At 74.2% G+C, this 16,255-nt stretch carries 15 protein-coding genes; 5 read left to right on the top strand and 10 right to left on the bottom strand.

Annotation, left to right across the window (positions count from 1 at the left end; genetic code table 11):
- Positions 1-28: 28 nt before the first annotated feature.
- The 5 genes from rplW to ACIBIW_RS03685 form a co-directional block, all read right to left on the bottom strand.
- Positions 29-445 carry a 50S ribosomal protein L23 gene (gene rplW / locus ACIBIW_RS03665; RefSeq protein ID WP_399331485.1) on the bottom strand — a complete coding sequence of 139 codons (417 nt, stop codon included), beginning with the start codon at positions 443-445 and terminating at the stop codon, positions 29-31.
- The gene (gene rplD / locus ACIBIW_RS03670; RefSeq protein ID WP_399331487.1) at positions 445-1,104 is read right to left on the bottom strand and encodes a 50S ribosomal protein L4; all 660 of its coding nucleotides are present in this window, start codon (positions 1,102-1,104) and stop codon (positions 445-447) included. Before rplD ends, rplW begins: the two co-directional genes overlap by 1 nt.
- Positions 1,105-1,112: 8 nt before the next feature.
- Positions 1,113-1,757 carry a 50S ribosomal protein L3 gene (gene rplC / locus ACIBIW_RS03675; RefSeq protein ID WP_399331489.1) on the bottom strand — a complete coding sequence of 215 codons (645 nt, stop codon included), beginning with the start codon at positions 1,755-1,757 and terminating at the stop codon, positions 1,113-1,115.
- 14 nt (positions 1,758-1,771) lie between these two features.
- A complete protein-coding gene (gene rpsJ, locus ACIBIW_RS03680) occupies positions 1,772-2,080 on the bottom strand; it encodes a 30S ribosomal protein S10 (protein ID WP_003948644.1) in 309 nt (102 codons plus the stop codon).
- A gap of 487 nt (positions 2,081-2,567) precedes the next feature.
- The gene (locus ACIBIW_RS03685) at positions 2,568-3,404 is read right to left on the bottom strand and encodes a helix-turn-helix transcriptional regulator (protein ID WP_399331491.1); all 837 of its coding nucleotides are present in this window, start codon (positions 3,402-3,404) and stop codon (positions 2,568-2,570) included.
- A 121-nt stretch (positions 3,405-3,525) separates the two neighbouring features.
- Between ACIBIW_RS03685 and ACIBIW_RS03690 the strand changes: the two genes are divergently transcribed.
- Positions 3,526-3,963, top strand: coding sequence for an ATP-binding protein (locus tag ACIBIW_RS03690; RefSeq protein ID WP_399331493.1), 438 nt, complete (start codon positions 3,526-3,528; stop codon positions 3,961-3,963).
- A 174-nt stretch (positions 3,964-4,137) separates the two neighbouring features.
- On the opposite strand, the gene ACIBIW_RS03695 is transcribed toward ACIBIW_RS03690, so the two are convergent.
- Positions 4,138-5,973, bottom strand: coding sequence for a protein kinase (locus tag ACIBIW_RS03695; protein ID WP_399331495.1), 1,836 nt, complete (start codon positions 5,971-5,973; stop codon positions 4,138-4,140).
- Positions 5,974-6,013: 40 nt separating this feature from the next.
- The gene (locus tag ACIBIW_RS03700) at positions 6,014-6,877 is read right to left on the bottom strand and encodes an AraC family transcriptional regulator (protein WP_399331497.1); all 864 of its coding nucleotides are present in this window, start codon (positions 6,875-6,877) and stop codon (positions 6,014-6,016) included.
- A gap of 236 nt (positions 6,878-7,113) precedes the next feature.
- Between ACIBIW_RS03700 and ACIBIW_RS03705 the strand changes: the two genes are divergently transcribed.
- On the top strand, positions 7,114-8,301 hold the full coding sequence (locus tag ACIBIW_RS03705) for an MFS transporter (RefSeq protein WP_399331913.1): 1,188 nt from the start codon (positions 7,114-7,116) through the stop codon (positions 8,299-8,301).
- A 145-nt stretch (positions 8,302-8,446) separates the two neighbouring features.
- Here ACIBIW_RS03705 and ACIBIW_RS03710 read toward each other — a convergent pair whose 3' ends face one another.
- Together ACIBIW_RS03710 and ACIBIW_RS03715 are read right to left on the bottom strand one after the other, a co-directional pair.
- Positions 8,447-11,671: a glycosyl hydrolase 115 family protein gene (locus ACIBIW_RS03710; RefSeq protein ID WP_399331499.1), complete on the bottom strand. Its 3,225-nt coding sequence runs from the start codon at positions 11,669-11,671 to the stop codon at positions 8,447-8,449.
- Positions 11,672-11,874: 203 nt separating this feature from the next.
- Positions 11,875-12,666, bottom strand: coding sequence for a helix-turn-helix domain-containing protein (locus tag ACIBIW_RS03715; protein WP_399331501.1), 792 nt, complete (start codon positions 12,664-12,666; stop codon positions 11,875-11,877).
- Between the two features lie 101 nt (positions 12,667-12,767).
- On the opposite strand from ACIBIW_RS03715, the gene ACIBIW_RS03720 reads away from it, so the two are divergent.
- Entirely contained in the window at positions 12,768-13,184 is a 417-nt protein-coding gene (locus ACIBIW_RS03720) for a VOC family protein (protein WP_399331503.1), read from the top strand.
- Here ACIBIW_RS03720 and ACIBIW_RS03725 read toward each other — a convergent pair.
- Entirely contained in the window at positions 13,181-13,741 is a 561-nt protein-coding gene (locus ACIBIW_RS03725; protein WP_399331505.1) for a TetR/AcrR family transcriptional regulator, read from the bottom strand. The two genes, ACIBIW_RS03720 and ACIBIW_RS03725, sit on opposite strands and share 4 nt — an antisense overlap.
- Positions 13,742-13,834: 93 nt before the next feature.
- On the opposite strand from ACIBIW_RS03725, the gene ACIBIW_RS03730 reads away from it, so the two are divergent.
- Both ACIBIW_RS03730 and ACIBIW_RS03735 read left to right on the top strand, forming a co-directional pair.
- Positions 13,835-14,887 (top strand): zinc-binding dehydrogenase, encoded by a 1,053-nt coding sequence (locus tag ACIBIW_RS03730; RefSeq protein WP_399331507.1) that lies wholly within the window; start codon positions 13,835-13,837, stop codon positions 14,885-14,887.
- Positions 14,888-15,009: 122 nt separating this feature from the next.
- Entirely contained in the window at positions 15,010-16,203 is a 1,194-nt protein-coding gene (locus ACIBIW_RS03735) for a Gfo/Idh/MocA family protein (protein WP_399331509.1), read from the top strand.
- Positions 16,204-16,255 lie beyond the last annotated feature (52 nt).

Consider the following 16,255-nt stretch of genomic DNA (forward strand, 5'->3'; position numbering starts at 1 on the left):
CTCGTCCGATATCGGACCAGGGCCTCCGTCAGGAGACCTGGCCGAAGATGTCGATGCGGTCGCCCTCGGCGAGGGTCACGATTGCCCGCTTGGTGTCGGCGCGCTTGCCGAAGCCGGTGCGGGTGCGCTTGCGCTTGCCCTGCCGGTTGATCGTGTTGACCCCGGTGACCTTGACCTCGAAGACCTGCTGTACGGCCTGCTTGATCTGGGTCTTGTTGGCACGCGGGTCGACGACGAACGTGTACTTGTTCTCGTCGAGCAGTGCGTAGCTCTTCTCGGAGACGACCGGCTTCAGCAGGATGTCGCGGGGGTCCGTGAACGCCTTGCTGGCGGGGGTCTCGACGGTCTGCACGCCCTCGGTGGCGCGGCGCCGCGCCTTGGCGACGCGGGCGGCCTTGGCGGCCTTGGCCGCCTTGGACGCGATGCTCGGGTGACGCGTGGCCATCAGGCGTCACTCCCTTCGGTGTCGTTGGCCTGCTGCGGGCCGGACACGAAGGACTCGAAGGCGGCCTTGGTGAAGACCACGTCGTCGGAGACGAGCACGTCGTACGTGTTCAGCTGGCCCGGCTCCAGGATGTGGACCTGGGGCAGGTTGCGGGCGGAGAGCCAGCCGGCCTCGTCGGTCCTGTCGATGACGAGCAGCAGGTTCTTCCGCTCGCTGATCTTGCCGAGGAGGGTGCGGGCGGCCTTGGTGGAGGGCGCGTCGCCGTCGATCACGCCGGTGACGACGTGGATACGGCTGTTCCTGGCCCGGTCGGTGAGGGCGCCGCGCAGGGCGGCTGCCTTCATCTTCCGCGGGGTGCGCTGCGAGTAGTCGCGCGGCACGGGGCCGTGCACGACGCCACCGCCGGCGAACTGGGGCGCGCGGGTCGAGCCCTGGCGGGCGCGGCCCGTGCCCTTCTGGCGGTACGGCTTCTTGCCGCCGCCGCGGACCTCGCCGCGGGTCTTCGTCTTGTGCGTGCCCTGGCGGGCGGCGGCGAGCTGGGCGACGACGACCTGGTGCATGAGCGGGATGCTCACCTTGGCGTCGAAGATCTCGGCCGGCAGCTCGACGGCTCCGGACTTGTCGCCCGCGGGCGAAAGGATGTCAACACTCGTGGTCATGGTTAACCTCAGGCCCCCTTGGCCGCGGTGCGAACCAGGACGAGGCCGCCGTTCGGACCGGGGACGGGGCCCTTGATGAGGAGCAGGCCCTTGTCCGCGTCCACGGCGTGGACGGTCAGGTTCTGGGTGGTGACGCGCTCGTTGCCCATGCGTCCTGCCATGCGCAGGCCCTTGAACACGCGTCCGGGCGTGGCGCAGCCGCCGATGGAGCCGGGCGAGCGGTGCTTGCGCTGAGTGCCGTGTCCGGCGCCGAGGCCGCCGAAGTTGTGGCGCTTCATGACGCCGGCGAAGCCCTTGCCCTTGCTCTTGCCGGTGACGTCGACCTTGACGCCGGCCTCGAAGGTCTCGGCCTTGACCTCCTGCCCGAGGGTGTACTCGGAGGCGTCGGAGGTGCGGATCTCGACGAGGTGGCGGCGCGGGGTGACGTCGGCCTTGGCGAAGTGGCCCTTGAGGGGCTTGTTCACCTTGCGCGGGTCGATCTCGCCGAAGGCGATCTGGACCGACTCGTAGCCGTCGCTGTCGTTGCTGCGGACCTGGGTGACGACACAGGGCCCGGCCTTGACCACGGTCACGGGGACGACACGGTTGTTCTCGTCCCAGACCTGGGTCATGCCGAGCTTCTCGCCCAGGATGCCCTTGATCTGCTTGGTCATCTCTTCCGCGCCTCTCAGAGCTTGATCTCGATGTCGACGCCCGCCGGGAGGTCGAGGCGCATCAGCGAGTCAACAGTCTTGGGAGTCGGGTCGAGGATGTCGATCAGACGCTTGTGGGTACGCATCTCGAAGTGCTCGCGCGAGTCCTTGTACTTGTGCGGCGACTTGATGACGCAGTACACGTTCTTCTCTGTGGGCAGCGGCACCGGGCCCGCGACCGACGCACCAGTGCGGGTCACCGTCTCGACGATCTTCTTCGCCGAGGAGTCGATGACCTCGTGGTCGTAAGCCTTGAGCCGGATGCGGATCTTCTGTCCCGCCATGGCTACTTCGTAGTCCTGTCTCTCGTCACGCTCTGGAACCCGGCGGCCGTCCTGCCTGGACCTCCGACCCACGCGGTCGGGCGTGTCGCGCTCCTGCTGACAGAGATGTCCGCTGCGGGATTTCCCTGCGAGGGAGGCGACCGTACGATCGCGCGAGGGGGCGCCCGCCGCGTTTTACCGCGGTGGTCCCACCGAGTGCCTGGTGAGTGCTCCGCCGACGCTTCCCGGAAGATTCCCGTACGTCCGCCCCAGCACCACCCAGGGGGCAGTTGGGGCGACGAGTACCGTGGGACTCGCTTCCGGTCCTCCCGGCGGGAGGCACGCAGCATCAACACTCAACCGAGCAACCGGGCCAGTCTGCCATACGCCTGCGCCGCCTGGCCAATCGCGGCCCAGGGGTGTACCCGGGGGCGAGCGCGACCGAAACATCGGCACCCGCATCGCACACACACTCGCCGTTTTCTGGCGTCGGGACCGGCGAAGCCGGTCATGTCGCCGGGTGGCCCGCCACCAGTTCCAGGAATCTTGAGGGGAGTGTCGTTCCCGGCGGCGGCTGATGTGCCACGAGTGTCGCCTCCACGTCCGGGAGTCGCAGTGTGACGCGTGCCAGTGCGAGCTGTCCGGCCTCGGGGTGGGAGAAGGTCCGTATCGGCGGGGCGGCCGTAGCGAGGTCGCGGCGCTCCCACAGGGCGCAGAAGGCCGGGTGCTCGCGGCGCAGCCGCTCGATCAGCTCCGTGTACGGCGGCTCGGTGACGCGGTCGGCGATCTGCGCGCGGAACAGTGCCAGCGTGTGCGAGGCGTCCCTCTCCCACTCGGGGAGCAGCTCGCGCGCCCGGGGGTCGAAGGTCAGGTCGAGGACGTTGCGCCGCTCGGGCTCCAGCGTCTCCAGGTACGGCACAAGGACGGCGAAGCCCGCCGTCCACGCCAGCAGGTCGAGGCGCCGGTTGGCGATGAACGCCGGGTTCGGCTCCTGCGCCCCGAGGAAGGCGAGGTACTCCCCCGGTATCTGCTCCCGCGCACACGGCTTGCGCGGCCCCGGTATCAGGGCGCCCGCCAGTCTGAGCATGTGCGCGGTCTCGGTCTCGTCCAGCCGCAGCGCGGCCCCGATGCCGCGCAGCACCTGCTCCGACACCCTGATCCTGCGGGCCTGCTCCAGCCACATGTACCAGGACGGGCTGACCCCGGCGAGCTGCGCCACCTCCTCGCGCCGCAGCCCCGGGGTGCGGCGGCGGCCGCGGGTGGGCGTGATCCCGGCGGCCTCGGGGCTGAGCCGTTCTCGCCGGCTGCGCAGGAACGCGGCCAGCTCTCTGCGTTGGACTTCCATGACGGGCATACGGTGCGTCGGGCTCCGGCTTCCTGGGGGCGTGGGCGGCGTCACGGATGGTGACTGCGCGTACCTGTGTCGTTACCGGTGAGCGTAACCACGCACGGCCACCCTGGGGGATGTGAATCAGAAAATCCCCGTCACCCGGCCGCGACGGGAACCCTCGGGGCCCGCACGCGAGTTCACCGTCCAGCTCTCCTCGACCCGGCGCGGCGCCCGTCTCGGGCGGCTGCTCGCCACCGAGCAACTGCGCTCGTGGGGCCTGCTGTTCGACGCCGCGGTGCAGGTGGTCGCGGAGCTGACGGCGAACGCCGCCCTGCACGGGCGGGTGTCGGACCGTGACTTCCGGCTGCGGATGGTGGCGTGGGACCGGCTGCTGCGGGTCGAGGTCACGGACACCCGCGGCGACCGCCTCCCGGCCCGGGAGCACCGGGCGGCGCCCGACGCGGAGTCGGGCCGCGGCCTCGTCGTCGTCGAACTGCTGGCCACCCGCTGGGGCACACGTTCGGGACCGCCGCCCTGCAAGACGGTGTGGGCGGAGGTCGAGCTGCCGTACTGAGCCACGCCGGGCCCCGCCAGGCCGTGCCGGGGCCTGCCCCGTGGTTGGGCCGGCGGTGGTTCGCCCGGTCTGAAGCTGCTGACCAGGTACCACTCCCTGGTGGCGACGATCAACGCGACGCCGGAGCCCGCCGCGCGCCCGGCCCCCGGCGCGGATGCGGACGGGGCGGCGGTGTTACGTCCCCTTCCGCCATACCGTCATGTCGGCGGTCAGGAAGCTGGACCCGCTCGTCGGCAGCGCGGTCGACTTCACCTGGACCACGAGCAGCCCGATGGTCCCCGAGCCGTCCTTGACGCAGATCTCGCTGCCCGGCGCCACCGCGGCGAGCGGGAGGTCGTGGGCGTGCGCGTCGGCGAGGACGCTGCGGCAGGCGTCGAGGCCCGCTCCCGGCTTGTCGTAGAGCAGCGCGATCGTGGTGGTGTCGCTCTCCAGTGAGCAGTCGTGATCGTTGCAGGTGAAGCGGATGTCCCCGGTGCGGTCCTTGTGCTCGACAGGTTCGTCCAAGCTCAGCGAGGTCTTCTCGTCCAGCCACTCTTGGGGATAGGGGAAGGCCCGTGGCGACCGGGGTGTGTCCGGGGACTCCTCGGAGACGTCCTGCCGGCCGGAGCCGCCCGGGCCCGCGGGGGCCTGCGACTCTCCCGACGCCGCCGGGTCCCCTGTTGCCTCCGGGGACCGGGCGGAGGACGACGGGCCCGAGGCGGACGCGTCCCGGCCCCGGTCGAAGGAGTGCACCAGGTTCGCGAAGGTCCAGCCGAGGACCGCGAGGAGCAGCACGCCGGTCGCCACCGCCGTGGAGATCAGCGCGGTACGGCGCCGACGGGCCTGGCGGCCGTCCTGTGCTCCCGGCCCCCCGGGTTGCATCGGACCCATCTGTCCCACCGGCCCCAGAGGCCCGGGAGGTCGCAGAGGCCCCTGAGGCTCCGGGGAATGCGTGGGCCGCATCGGCTCCATGGGACCTGCCGAGCCCATGGGGCCTCCCTGTCCCAGGGGACCTGCCGCCCCCGCCGGCCCCGTTGGTCCGGCCGGTCCCACCGGCCCCGCGTACCCCGTGGGTCCCGCCGCCGACGGGGGCGGGAGCAGGGGGGTGAGGGCAGGAGTGGGGTCGGGGACGGGGGGCGGGAGCGCCGTCTCGGGGCCCCTGACCTCGCGCCAGACGGCGGGCCATGCGTCCGCGGCGTCCTGCGGGCCCAGTCGGCCCCGGCACCACTCGACGATCTCCGCCGTGGTGGCGCGCTCTCCGGGGTCGGCGGCGAGGCAGCGGGCGACCAAGGGGCGCAGTTGCTCCGGGAGGACCGACAGGTCGGGCCTTGAGTGGACGATGCGGTAGAGCACGGTGGCCGAGGGGCCGTCCGCGTACAGCGATCTGCCGAGCGCGGCGAACGCGGCCGTCTGGCCGAGCGCGAAGACGTCGGTCGCCGTGGTGATCTCACCGGCGACCGCCTGCTCGGGCGCCATGAACTGGGGCGTGCCGATCGCCCCGCCCGTGGCCGTGTAGGCGGTGGCGTCGGCGGCCGTCGAGATGCCGAAGTCGATCACCCGGGGGCCGTCGGCGGCGAGCAGCACGTTCGACGGCTTGAGGTCCCGGTGCACGATCCCCACTCCGTGGACGGCCTGGAGCGCCTCGGCCACGCCCGCCATCAGCCACAGCACCGTGGGCACCGGCAGCGGCCCACGGCGGGCGACGGCCTCCGTCAGTGAAGGACCCTGCACATAGAGGGTGGCCAACCACGGGGGCGTGCCGTCCGCGTCGGCGTCGATCAGCTCCGCGGTGTACGCGCCCTTGACCCGCCGGGCCGCCTTGATCTCCCGGCCGAACCGGCGCCGGAAGGCGGGGTCGTCGGCCAGCTCCGGCCTGATCACCTTGATCGCCACCGGTCGGCCGCCCTGTGTGTGCGACAGATAGACCCGGCCCATGCCGCCCGCGCCGAGCCGGGCCGCGAGGCGATATCCGGCGACCGCGGGCGGATCGTCCCGCTGTAGCGGCTGGAACATCCCGGTAGCGTCGTTCACCAGTCCTCGCCCCCCCTGCCCGGTCGTCCGACCGGCCTCGTCAGCCTAAGTCGTGCCCCCGGCTCGGCGGCCTCAGGGGGCGGCCGAGTTGGGGGCACGTGTCCGTGCGGTGGTGGTGGCTGCCCGGCGTGTGGCCGAAGGCGTGGTGGAACACGTCGATGAAGGCGCTCGCCGAGGCCCAGCCGCAGCGGTGGGCGACGGTGGTGACCGGGAGCCCGTCGGCGAGCATGCGCAGCGCGTGGTAGAGGCGTAGCTGGGTGCGCCACTGCGGGAACGTCATGCCGAGTTCGCTGCGGAAGAGGCGGCTGAGGGTGCGCTCGCCCGCCCCCGCCTCCGCGGCCAGGGCGGCGAGGGTGCGCGGGTCGTCGGGGTGTCGGCGCAGCAGCGCGCAGACGGTACGCAGCCGGGGGTCGGCCGGGGTCGGCAGATGGTGGACGGGCGGCCTGGGCGAGGTACGCAGTTGGTCGAGAAGCACCGCGCGCAGCCGCCGCCGCTGCGGGGTCGTGGCGGGCCCGTCCCGGCCGCCGGGGCCTTCCCGCCCGTCCCTGCCGTCCTGCTCGGCCCCGCCGCCCCCGGTGTAGGCGAGGATCAGCTCCCGCAGCAGCGGGCTCACGTCGAGGACCGCGGGGCCGTCGAGCGCGAGGGGGTTCGTGGCCCGGGGCAGGCCGATGAGGTGCAGCGCGAGGTGGCCGTGGGCGCGGTGCGCGTGGACGCATCCGGCCGGAACCCAGATGGCGCGGGTGCCGGGCGCGAACCAGGTGCCCGCGTCGGTGGTGACGGCCACGACACCGGAGCCCGCGTAGACGATCTGGTGCTCGTCATGGCGGTGCGCGTCGATGCTCTGGCCCGGTCCCAGCGCGCGGACGGCGGCGGGCGCAGCGGCGACATGGCGGATCTCCGGCATAGGTTGGCATTTTATCGGAAGTGCGCCCGCAGGCGGACGGCCACGATGGACCCGTGCCCAGCCAGCAGCCCACCCCGCGCCCACCCCAGGCATCCACCCCGCCCACCCCCTCCAACCCGCCGGACCCCTCCAACTCCCCGGGCCCGTCCGACTCCCCGGACACGTCCACCCCGTCCAGCCCACCGGCCCCGTATCCCTCATCCACCCCACAGCCCCGCCGCCGCACCGCCCGCGCCATCCCCCTGCTCTCCCTCGGTCACTCCTGCGTGGACGTGTACCAGGGGGCGGTGGCGGCGCTGGTGCCCTTCTTCGTGGCCGAGCGCGCCTACACCTACGCCGCCGCGTCCGGCATCGTCCTCGCCGCCTCGCTGCTCTCCTCGGTGGTCCAGCCGCTGTTCGGCGCGGTCACGGACCGGTGGGCGCTGCCCTGGCTGCTGCCGGTGAGCACGCTGCTCGGCGGGGCGGGGGTGGCGTGTGCGGGGGTGTGCGGCTCGTATCCGCTGACGCTGGGGGCCGTGGCGCTGTCCGGGATCGGTATCGCGGCCTACCACCCGGAGGCGGCGCGGGTGGCGCGCGCGGCGAGCCGGGGCAGCCACACCGCGATGGGCTGGTTCTCGCTCGGCGGCAACCTCGGCTTCGCCGCCGCGCCGCTGCTGGTGTCCGCCGTCGTCGCCACCGGCGGCCTCGGCGCCTCGCCGCTGCTCGTCGTGCCCGCCGCCCTCGGCGCGGCGGCGAGCACGGCGGCGCTGCGGCGGCGGAAGGCGGAGGGTGGCGGCCCGGCGGCGGGGGCCGGGGCACGTCCTGGGGCGGGAGCAGGGGTACGGACGCCGGGGCCGGAGGCGGGGCCGGGTCCTGACGGCGCGGGTGGTGTGCGCGGCCGGGACGACTGGGCGTCGTTCCTGAGGCTGTCGGGGGCGATCGCCTGTCGTTCGGTCGTGTTCGTCGGGCTGAGCACGTTCGTCTCGCTGTACGCGCGCCATCGCGCGGGCGGCGGCGCGGCGGCGGGCACGGCGGCGCTCTTCGTGCTCTACCTCGGGGGCGCGGTGGGGACGGTGGCGGGCGGGAGGCTCGCCTCGCGGTTCGGGCGGCTGCCGGTGGTGCGGTGGTCGTACGCGCTGACGGTGCTCGCGGTGGCCGGTGTGGTGCTCGTGCCGGGGCCCGCGCTGTACGGGTGCGTGGCGCTCACGTCGGCCGGTCTCTACGTGCCGTTCTCGCTGCACATCACGCTCGGCCAGGACTACCTGCCGAGCCGGGTGGGCACCGCGAGCGGTGTCACGCTGGGGCTCGCGGTCACCGTCGGCGGCATCGCGAGCCCGCTGATCGGGGCCCTCGCCGACGCGGCGTCGCTCCAGGCCGCGCTCGCGCCGCTGATCGTCCTGCCCGCCGTGGGCTGGCTGCTGCTGCGGCCGTTGCGCGAGCCGTGAGCGGACGGCCGGCGCCGGCTCGGGCGCCGGCCGTCCGTGGGCTGGTGAGCCAGGGGCATGTCCCACCAACCCGGTCCCGGGAAGGACCGGTCGCCCGTCCCGGGAGCCGCGGGCCCGCCCGCCCGGGGGCGTGGCGGTGGCGCCGTCAGGGCAGTCGGCGGCTCTCCGGCGGGCCGAAGTAGGTGGGGGTGAGCCCGCCGGTGTCCAGCACCAGGCGTTGCAGTACGACCGTGGGGTCGACCATCCAGAACTTCAGCCGGTGCCTGCCCGTGGTGAGGGTGTGCCGGGTGGCGGTGCGGGAGATGTTGTCGGAGGTGTTGCGGGCCCAGCGCTGGTTCATCAGGCCGTCGTCGGAGCCGGTGGCGGCGATGATGTCGACGGTCTGCGGCTCGGCGCCGTCGAAGGAGACGGCGTAGCGCAGTCCTTCGCGGGCGAGCGCCGGGTTGCGGGGCGAGAGGTACGCCCAGAGGGTGGCCTCGCCGGGGGTGAGCACGCTCACCTCGTACTCAAGGCGCGGTGCGGCGCCGCCGGGGGTCCTGGCGACCGCGGTGACCGGCCAGGGGGTGAGGCCGGCGCCCGCGCGGCCGAGGCCCTCGACCAGCAGCCAGCCGACGCCGTCGGCGCCGACCCTGCGGGTGGTGTGCGCGGCGTCGATCGCGAGGTAGCCGCCCGCCTCCACGAAGCCGGAGAGGCCGCGGGCGCGCGGGCGGTCGACGACGGCGGTGACGGTGACCAGGGAGCCGCCGGGGCCGTGGACGAGGATGTCCGCCTCCGTCCTGGCCCGCGGCGCCTTCGCCCAGTCCACGGTGACCTCGGCCCGCACCTCCTTGGTGACCCGGCCGCGCGGGCGGCTGACGCGCAGCCAGGGGACGGCGGGCTCGATGCGGTAGTCGAAGGGGGTACGGCCCCGGTTGAACACCTCGATGTACTGGTCGGGGCGGGTCTGGTAAGGGCTGAAGACGGGCAGCCGGGGCCTGGAACCCGCGTGCGGCCACCACAGGTCGCTGCCGTCGACGGCGACGCCCATCTCGGCGGCGGCGGGCAGGTCAACGCGGCGCACGGCGGGGAAGAGGACGTCGGGGATGGCGACGTCGTCGAGTTCCGGCTGCTGCCAGGGGGCGTTGGGGCCGTACCGCTCCACGTCGCCGTAGTCGATGTGGGGCTGGGTCTGGAAGCCCCGCCACTTGCCGCCCGCGGTCCTGGTGTTGAAGCGGTCCTGGAGGGCGAAGTCGCGGTCGAGTCCCGCCTCGGCCGCCGCGGCGCGGTCGTTGGCGGCGGCGCGGCCCTGGGCGGCGTAGCGGATGCTGGTGAACTCGTCCTCGCGCAGCCGGTAGAGGTTGGCGGTGGCGGCGACGTTGTAGCCGACGAGTTCGAACCAGGCGTCCTGGTCCCCTTCGGGCAGCCGCTTGCCGACGCGCTCGGCGTCCTCGGCGAGCCTGCGCCAGGTGGCGGTGACCCGCTCCAGCTCGCGGTGGCCGGTCTCGGCGAAGGGGGTGGCCTCGTCGTCGTAGACGACGGCGGTGTCGTCGGTGGCGGGGTCCTTGGCCGGGTCGAGGGTGATCCTGCGGTTGAGCAGTTCCGGCTTGCGGGCGGCCTGGAGCTGCCCGTAGCGGGCGAGGATGCCGGCGATCGCCCCGGCCTGGGCCTCGCCGAAGTTCTGCCGGGCGTAGCGGTGCTCCCACTCGGGGAGCGCGTCGGGGCCCCAGCGGCCGGGGCTGAAGGCGTAGTCGAGGAAGAACTGGGTGGCGGCCTCGTTGCCCTTGAGGTCGCCGACGTTGGTCACCCACAGGCCGCGGTTGCCGTACGCGAAGCACTGGTGGAGCTGGTCCCACATGTTCGGCAGCGAGGTGGTGTCGACCCACTTGTAGTTGCGGCCCACGCCGACGTAGTCGAAGTGGTAGTAGAGGCCGTAGCCGCCGGCCCGCTCAGGCTCGGCCGGGTCGGGGTGCATACGGACGTTGCCCCAGTTGTCGTCGGTGAGGACGACGGTGACGTCGTCGGGGGCGCGAAGACCGCGGTCCCAGTAGTGCTGCACCTCCTTGTAGAGAGTCCACACCTGGGGGATGGAGGTGACGTCCTTGCCGGTGACGTCGGCGAGGATCTGGCGCTGGCTCGCGATGATGTCCCGCATCAGCTCGATGCCGTCGCCGTCGGGCAGTCCCGTGTCGCCGTTGCCGCGCATGCCGAGGGTGACGACGCCCTCGAAGCCCTGGTCGGCCATGCGCCGGATGCCGTCGGCCCAGTACTTCTTGATGGCGTCGGCGTTGTTGCGGAAGGACCACTCGCCGGTGCCGCCGTACGGGTCGGAGCCCGGGGTGGTGATGGTGCCTTCGGCGTCGCGCACCGCGGGCCTGGCGTGCCGGTTCCACTCCTCGATGCCGCGCATCATGGGGGCCTCGTGGGAGGTGCCCATGACGATGCCGTACTCGGTGGCGCGCGCGTGGTTGTCCGGGTCGTCCTCGGCGAAGGCGCGCCCCCACACCGCGGGCCAGAGGTAGTTGCCCTTCAGCCGCAGGACGACCTCGAAGACCTTGGCGTAGAAGTCGGCGTTGAAGCCGCCCTCGTAGCCCTCGGCCTTGCCGGGGCCGAAGTGGGCGGGGGCCCAGGTGCCGAGTGCGGGGTTCTCGTCGTTGATGAAGACGCCGCGGTACTTCACGGCGGGGGTGCCCTGGGTGTGGCGGCCGGGGAGGATGTGGAGGGCGTCGCGGTGGCGCGGGCGCACGTCGTCCCACCAGTACCAGGGCGAGACGCCGATGCCGAGGCTGACGTCGTAGATCCCGAAGACGGTGCCGCGCTGGTCGCTGCCCGCGATCACGAAGGCCCGCTCGACGCCGGGGTACGGGTGCTCCACCACGGCCTGGAGCGAGGTCTCCCACGCGCCCTCGACGCCGGTGACGTCGAGCTTGCCGCGCCGTACGAGGTCGTCGACCAGATGGCTGTGGCCGAGGGTCCCCACCACGGTTATTTCGGAGTGTGCCCCGGAATGTTTCGGTGGCTTACGGGTCTTTTCCAGGGCGGGTTCGATCCCGGTGACCCGCTCGATGTCGGCACGCAGGTCGGCCGCGGCGCGCCGTACGCCCGGGTGGTCGTCGGCGGAGACCAGCAGGGGTGCGGCGCGGCGGCGCGCGACCAGCGGGAAAGAGCCGGGGCGGGGGGTGAAGGAGACGTAGGAGCCGGGGTCCGTGGGCCGGAGCGGGCCTCCGTTCGGGCGGCCGGGAGCGGCCTCCGCGGCGCCCGCGAGGCCCGGCGCGGCGCCGAGCCCCGGCATGGCGCCGAGGGCGAGGGCCCCCGCGGCGCCGGCCGCCACCACGGCGCGCCGGCTCGGCGGCCCCGCGCCCGGCGGGGGTACGGCGGAGTCGTCCGTGTCCATGCGCGCTCCTTCGTGCCGGTACGCCGCGCCGTGCCGAGGGGCCTTGCACCGCGGGCCCTGCCGGTGGGCAGGCGGGCGTGGCGGCGCCGCGACCACACGCGCGGATGCGGCCGTGCCACATCTTGGGCCGAGAATTTCCCCGAAACAATGCCTGGGAAGTCCCGAAAGTTTTTCGCGCGACCAGGAGGGCACTTACCCGGCCCTCACCGGGCGGCGTCGGCCCATCTCGCCAGCAGGACCACCAGGCCCCGCTCCCCCACCGGGCGCAGCAGCGTCAGCGCCACCGCCGCCGCGGCGCCGCCGGGCCCGGTGAGCGGCACCGTCATCGTGCGGAACTCCGCCACCGCGCGGCACCGCCACCAGTGCGCGGCGTCCGGCCGCAGCGTGTGCAGCAGGGCGACGATCTCCGCCGCCCTGGGGTCGTCGGGGGCGTGCCCGACCGCCGAGCGGAAGTGCTCGTGGAGCGCGCGCACCAGCGGCTCGGGCTCGGTGACGCGGTACGGGGCGGTGCCGGACGCGGCCTGGAGGAGCAGGTTGCGCCGGGCGGCGGGGAGGGCTTGCGGGTCGCCCCAGAGGGGGGTGTACGCGGCGTTGGCGGCGAGGATGTCGAGGCGCTCGTCGAGCACCAGGGCCGGGGTGTCGCCGAGGGTGGGCAGCAGGGCGCACAGGGCGTCGGGGGGCCGCGTCGTGCCGGGCCCGGCGAGCGGGGAGGCGGGCAGGAACCCGGCCAGGGCAAGGGCGTGGCGACGGGAGTCGGGGCCCATCCGCAGCGCCCCGCACACCGCGTCGACCACCTCGCGCGAGGTGCGGACCCGGCCCTGTTCGAGCCAGGTGTACCAGGCCACGCTGACCCCGGCGAGCGCCGCGACCTCCTCGCGCCGCAGCCCCACGGCGCGCCGCCGCCCGCCGCCCCGCAGCCCCACGTCCTGCGGTCTGACCTGCTCCCGGGCGGCCCGCAGATGGGCGCCCAGCTCTCTGCGGAGGGAGGCGGACATGGGGAGATTTTAGGAGACCGGGGCCCGCCGAGCCTGTGAGTCCCTGTCACACCATGAACGCACGCCTGCCCCCGGCGGCCGGGCGCGGCGAGGCTCGCCGTATGACAGACGAACTCATGTGGCGCGTGTCGGACGACTCCTCGGGGCTGCGGGAACCACGCGTGTTCATCCGGGCGTTCCTCGAACCCGGCACCCTGGAGCGGGCCGTCGCCTGCTACGAGCGCGCCCAGGGCGTGACGGCGGACGGCAGGTTCGCCTTCAAAACGCTGCGGCTCGCGATGGTCGGGGCGTTCCTGCTCATCGAGGGCACGGCCGACGACCTGCGCCCGTACCGCTCGACCACCGGGACCCTGCTGGTGAACGAGATCGCCCCCTACCACGAACGCCTCGTCGCCGAGGGCGCCGAGATCACCGTCGCCCCCGCGAGGGTCCCCACAGGCGCGGGCTTCACGGCCCGCCACCCCGACGGCACCACCGTCGAGTACGTCGAGCACCGGCCCACGGCGGAGGGGTTCTAGGAGCGGCGAGCCCTCACGGACGCGGCGGCCCTGACCAGCTCCCGTGCCAGGGCGGCGCCCTCCGCGAGGGTGTCGGGGGCGAGCGGCCTGGTGGCGAGGACGCCCTCGTGCAGCACGAGGAGCTGGGTGGCGAGGGCGGCCGGGTCCGAGCGGCCCGCGGCGGTGGCGAGGTCCGCGAACAGGTTCCGCAGCCAGAGCTTCTGGTCGGCGGCGACACGGTGCGCGGGGTGCCCGGGGTCGGGGAGTTCGGCGAGCGCGTTGATGAACGCGCACCCCCTGGCCCCGCTCCAGGTGCGCAGCGCGTCGAAGGGCGCGGTGACCGCCTCGACGGGGTCGCCGCAGGCGTCGACGGCAGCGCGGACGAGCGCACGCCAGCGCCGGTCGCGTTCGGCGAGGTAGGCCGCCACGAGGCCGTCCTTGGAGCCGAACCGCTGGTACAGGGTCCGCTTGGTCACGCCCGAGTGCTCGGCGATCAGGTCCACGCCGACCGCCGTGATGCCGCGCTCGTAGAACAGCTCCTCCGCGGCCGCGACGATACGGCGGCCGGCCGGTGTCATCGGCCGCGCTTCCCCCACGGGGCACCCCCTGCCTGGTCGTGTACGGTGGCTGAAGTACACAGATCAGTATATCTATGAAGGTGGGTGAGGGCCATGTCGGAGACGATGCGCGCGGTGCGGATCACGGGCCACGGGGGTACCGAGGTCCTCGGTCCCGTACGGGTGCCGGTGCCCGAGCCGCGCGCGGACGAGGTACTGGTCCGGGTCGCGGCCGTGGCGCTGAACAACACCGACCTGTGGACCCGGGAGGGCGCCTACGGCCGCCCCGGCGACCCGGACGCGCTGTCGGGCTGGCGCGGCCCGGTCGACTTCCCGCGTATCCAGGGCGCCGACGTGGCCGGGCGGATCGCCGCGGTCGGCGCCCGGGTGGCCGGGGACGCCGTGGGCCGCCGCGTCGTCGTCGACCCGGCGGTCTACGACTCCGACGGGCCTGACGCGAACCCGGTGGGCCTGATGGGCAGCGAACGCGACGGCGGTTACGCCGAGTATGTGACCGCACCGGCCGGGCGCGTCCACGACGTCACGGACTCCCCGCTCACGGACGACCAGCTCGCGGCGCTGCCGACCGCCTACGGCACCGCGCTCGGCATGGTCGAACGCGCCCGGCTCGCGAAGGGGGAGACCGCCCTGGTCTCCGGCGCGTCCGGCGGTGTCGGGCTCGCCCTGGTCCAGATCGCCCGGGCGCGCGGCGCCCGGGTGCTCGCCATCAGCAGCGGGGCCAAGGCCGACGCGGTGCGCGAGGCGGGCGCGCACACCGTCGTCGACCGCGGGCGCGACCTCGGCGGGCAGCTCCGCGCCGCCGCCCCCGAGGGCGTCGACGTCGCGCTCGACGTCGTCGCAGGGGACCTGCTGGCCGAGGGGCTGCCGCTGCTGCGCGAGGGCGGCCGCTGGGTCGTCGCGGGGGCGCTCGGCGGCTACGGCGTCGCCTTCGACGTACGCCGCCTCTACCTGCACAACGCGCAGCTCATCGGCTCCGCGATGCACACGCCCAGGCACTTCGGCCTCCTCATGGACCTGGCACGCCGCGGCGCGCTCAGGCCCGTCATCGCCGCCGCGTTCCCGCTGGAGCAGGCCGCCCGCGCACAGGAGCGGCTCGCCGCCAGAAGCCACGTGGGAAAGATCGTCCTGCATCCGCGGGCCGCGTAGGGCGTGGCCCGCGCCGCCCACGCCCCGAGGGATTCCGTCGGAATACCCGGCGCGCGGCCCCGGTTGAGGCCACCGACCAACGGGGCGCCCCCGCGCGGGGGCCAGTGGAGAGGGGCCGGGACATGGCGGCAGAGGCTGACGGGGCGGCGGCGCGGCACGGCGGGCGGGGAGCGGACCCGGGCGGGCCGCCCATCCGCGTCGGCATCCTCGGCGCGAGCCCCGACCGCGGCTGGGCCGTACGCGCGCACATCCCCGCGCTGCGCGCGCTGCCGCAGTACGAGATCACCGCGGTCGGCACCAGCCGCCGGGAGAGCGCCGAGGCCGCCGCGCGGCAGTTCGGCGCGGCGCACGCGTTCACCGACGCCCGAAGGCTCGCCGAGCACCCCGAGGTGGACCTCGTCGCCGTCACCGTGAAGGTGCCCGCGCACGCCGAGCTTGTCGGCGCCGCGCTCGCGGCGGGCAAGCACGTCTACTGCGAGTGGCCGCTCGCCCGCGACAGCAAGGAGGCCGAGGCGCTGGCCGGGGCGGCGCGCGCCGCGGGCGTGCACGACGCCATCGGCCTCCAGGCGCGCTACGCGCCCGCCGTGCGCGCCGCGAGGGAGCTGCTGGCCGAGGGCGCGATCGGCCGGGTGCTGTCCGCGACGGTGTACGCGGCGCGCGGCAAGGGCGCGCGGGAGCAGGTCGAGGGCTGGGCCGCGTACACCCTGGACACCTCCAACGGCGCGGGGCTCGTCGAGGTCGGCGCCGGGCACACCCTGGACGCGCTCCAGTACGTCGTCGGCGACATCGCGGAGCTGTCCGCCACGCTCGCGGTGCGCTCCGGCGTGCAGCGGGTCGAGGAGACGGGCGAGCCGGTGGCGGTGACCAGCCCGGACCACCTGCTGCTCGGCGGCACCGTCGCGGACGGCGCGGTGGTGGGCGCCCACATCCACGACGGCAAGATCACCGAGGGCCGTACCAGGATCGAGGTCTCCGGCACCGAGGGCGACCTCGCGCTCGTCTCCACCGAGACCGGCGGGCCCGCGGGCCTCCAGATCGGCGCGCTGCGGCTGCTCGCCACCGACCCGGAGGGCGGCGGCTACCGCGAGGTGCCGCTGCCCGCGGGCGCCCCCTGGCCCGAGGGAGGTGACCCGGGCGCCCAGGCGCACAACGTCGCCCGGATGTACGCGGCGCTCGCCGACGACATCCGCACCGGCTCCCTCCGGGTGCCGGACTTCGCGGCGGGGGTGCGGCTGCACCGGCTCCTGGACACGGTGCGGCTCTCCGCCACCACCGGCACCCGCCGCGCCACCGCGGGGCAGGAGCAGCACGGCTGACCGGGGCGGGGGAGGCGGTCCGCGGTGGCCGCCTCCCCCCTCAGGCGGCCTC

The sequence above is a fragment of the Streptomyces sp. NPDC050560 genome, assembly GCF_044457285.1.
GTDB lineage: Bacteria > Actinomycetota > Actinomycetes > Streptomycetales > Streptomycetaceae > Streptomyces.

What these genes read in the sequence shown, in the direction of transcription:
- rplW (WP_399331485.1), bottom strand. Translation starts at nt 445, where the DNA reads ATGGCCACGCGTCACCCGAGCATCGCGTCCAAGGCGGCCAAGGCCGCC.
- rplD (WP_399331487.1), bottom strand. Translation starts at nt 1,104, where the DNA reads ATGACCACGAGTGTTGACATCCTTTCGCCCGCGGGCGACAAGTCCGGA.
- rplC (WP_399331489.1), bottom strand. Translation starts at nt 1,757, where the DNA reads ATGACCAAGCAGATCAAGGGCATCCTGGGCGAGAAGCTCGGCATGACC.
- rpsJ (WP_003948644.1), bottom strand. Translation starts at nt 2,080, where the DNA reads ATGGCGGGACAGAAGATCCGCATCCGGCTCAAGGCTTACGACCACGAG.
- ACIBIW_RS03685 (WP_399331491.1), bottom strand. Translation starts at nt 3,404, where the DNA reads ATGGAAGTCCAACGCAGAGAGCTGGCCGCGTTCCTGCGCAGCCGGCGA.
- ACIBIW_RS03700 (WP_399331497.1), bottom strand. Translation starts at nt 6,877, where the DNA reads ATGCCGGAGATCCGCCATGTCGCCGCTGCGCCCGCCGCCGTCCGCGCG.
- ACIBIW_RS03710 (WP_399331499.1), bottom strand. Translation starts at nt 11,671, where the DNA reads ATGGACACGGACGACTCCGCCGTACCCCCGCCGGGCGCGGGGCCGCCG.
- ACIBIW_RS03715 (WP_399331501.1), bottom strand. Translation starts at nt 12,666, where the DNA reads ATGTCCGCCTCCCTCCGCAGAGAGCTGGGCGCCCATCTGCGGGCCGCC.
- ACIBIW_RS03720 (WP_399331503.1), top strand. Translation starts at nt 12,768, where the DNA reads ATGACAGACGAACTCATGTGGCGCGTGTCGGACGACTCCTCGGGGCTG.
- ACIBIW_RS03725 (WP_399331505.1), bottom strand. Translation starts at nt 13,741, where the DNA reads ATGACACCGGCCGGCCGCCGTATCGTCGCGGCCGCGGAGGAGCTGTTC.
- ACIBIW_RS03730 (WP_399331507.1), top strand. Translation starts at nt 13,835, where the DNA reads ATGTCGGAGACGATGCGCGCGGTGCGGATCACGGGCCACGGGGGTACC.
- ACIBIW_RS03735 (WP_399331509.1), top strand. Translation starts at nt 15,010, where the DNA reads ATGGCGGCAGAGGCTGACGGGGCGGCGGCGCGGCACGGCGGGCGGGGA.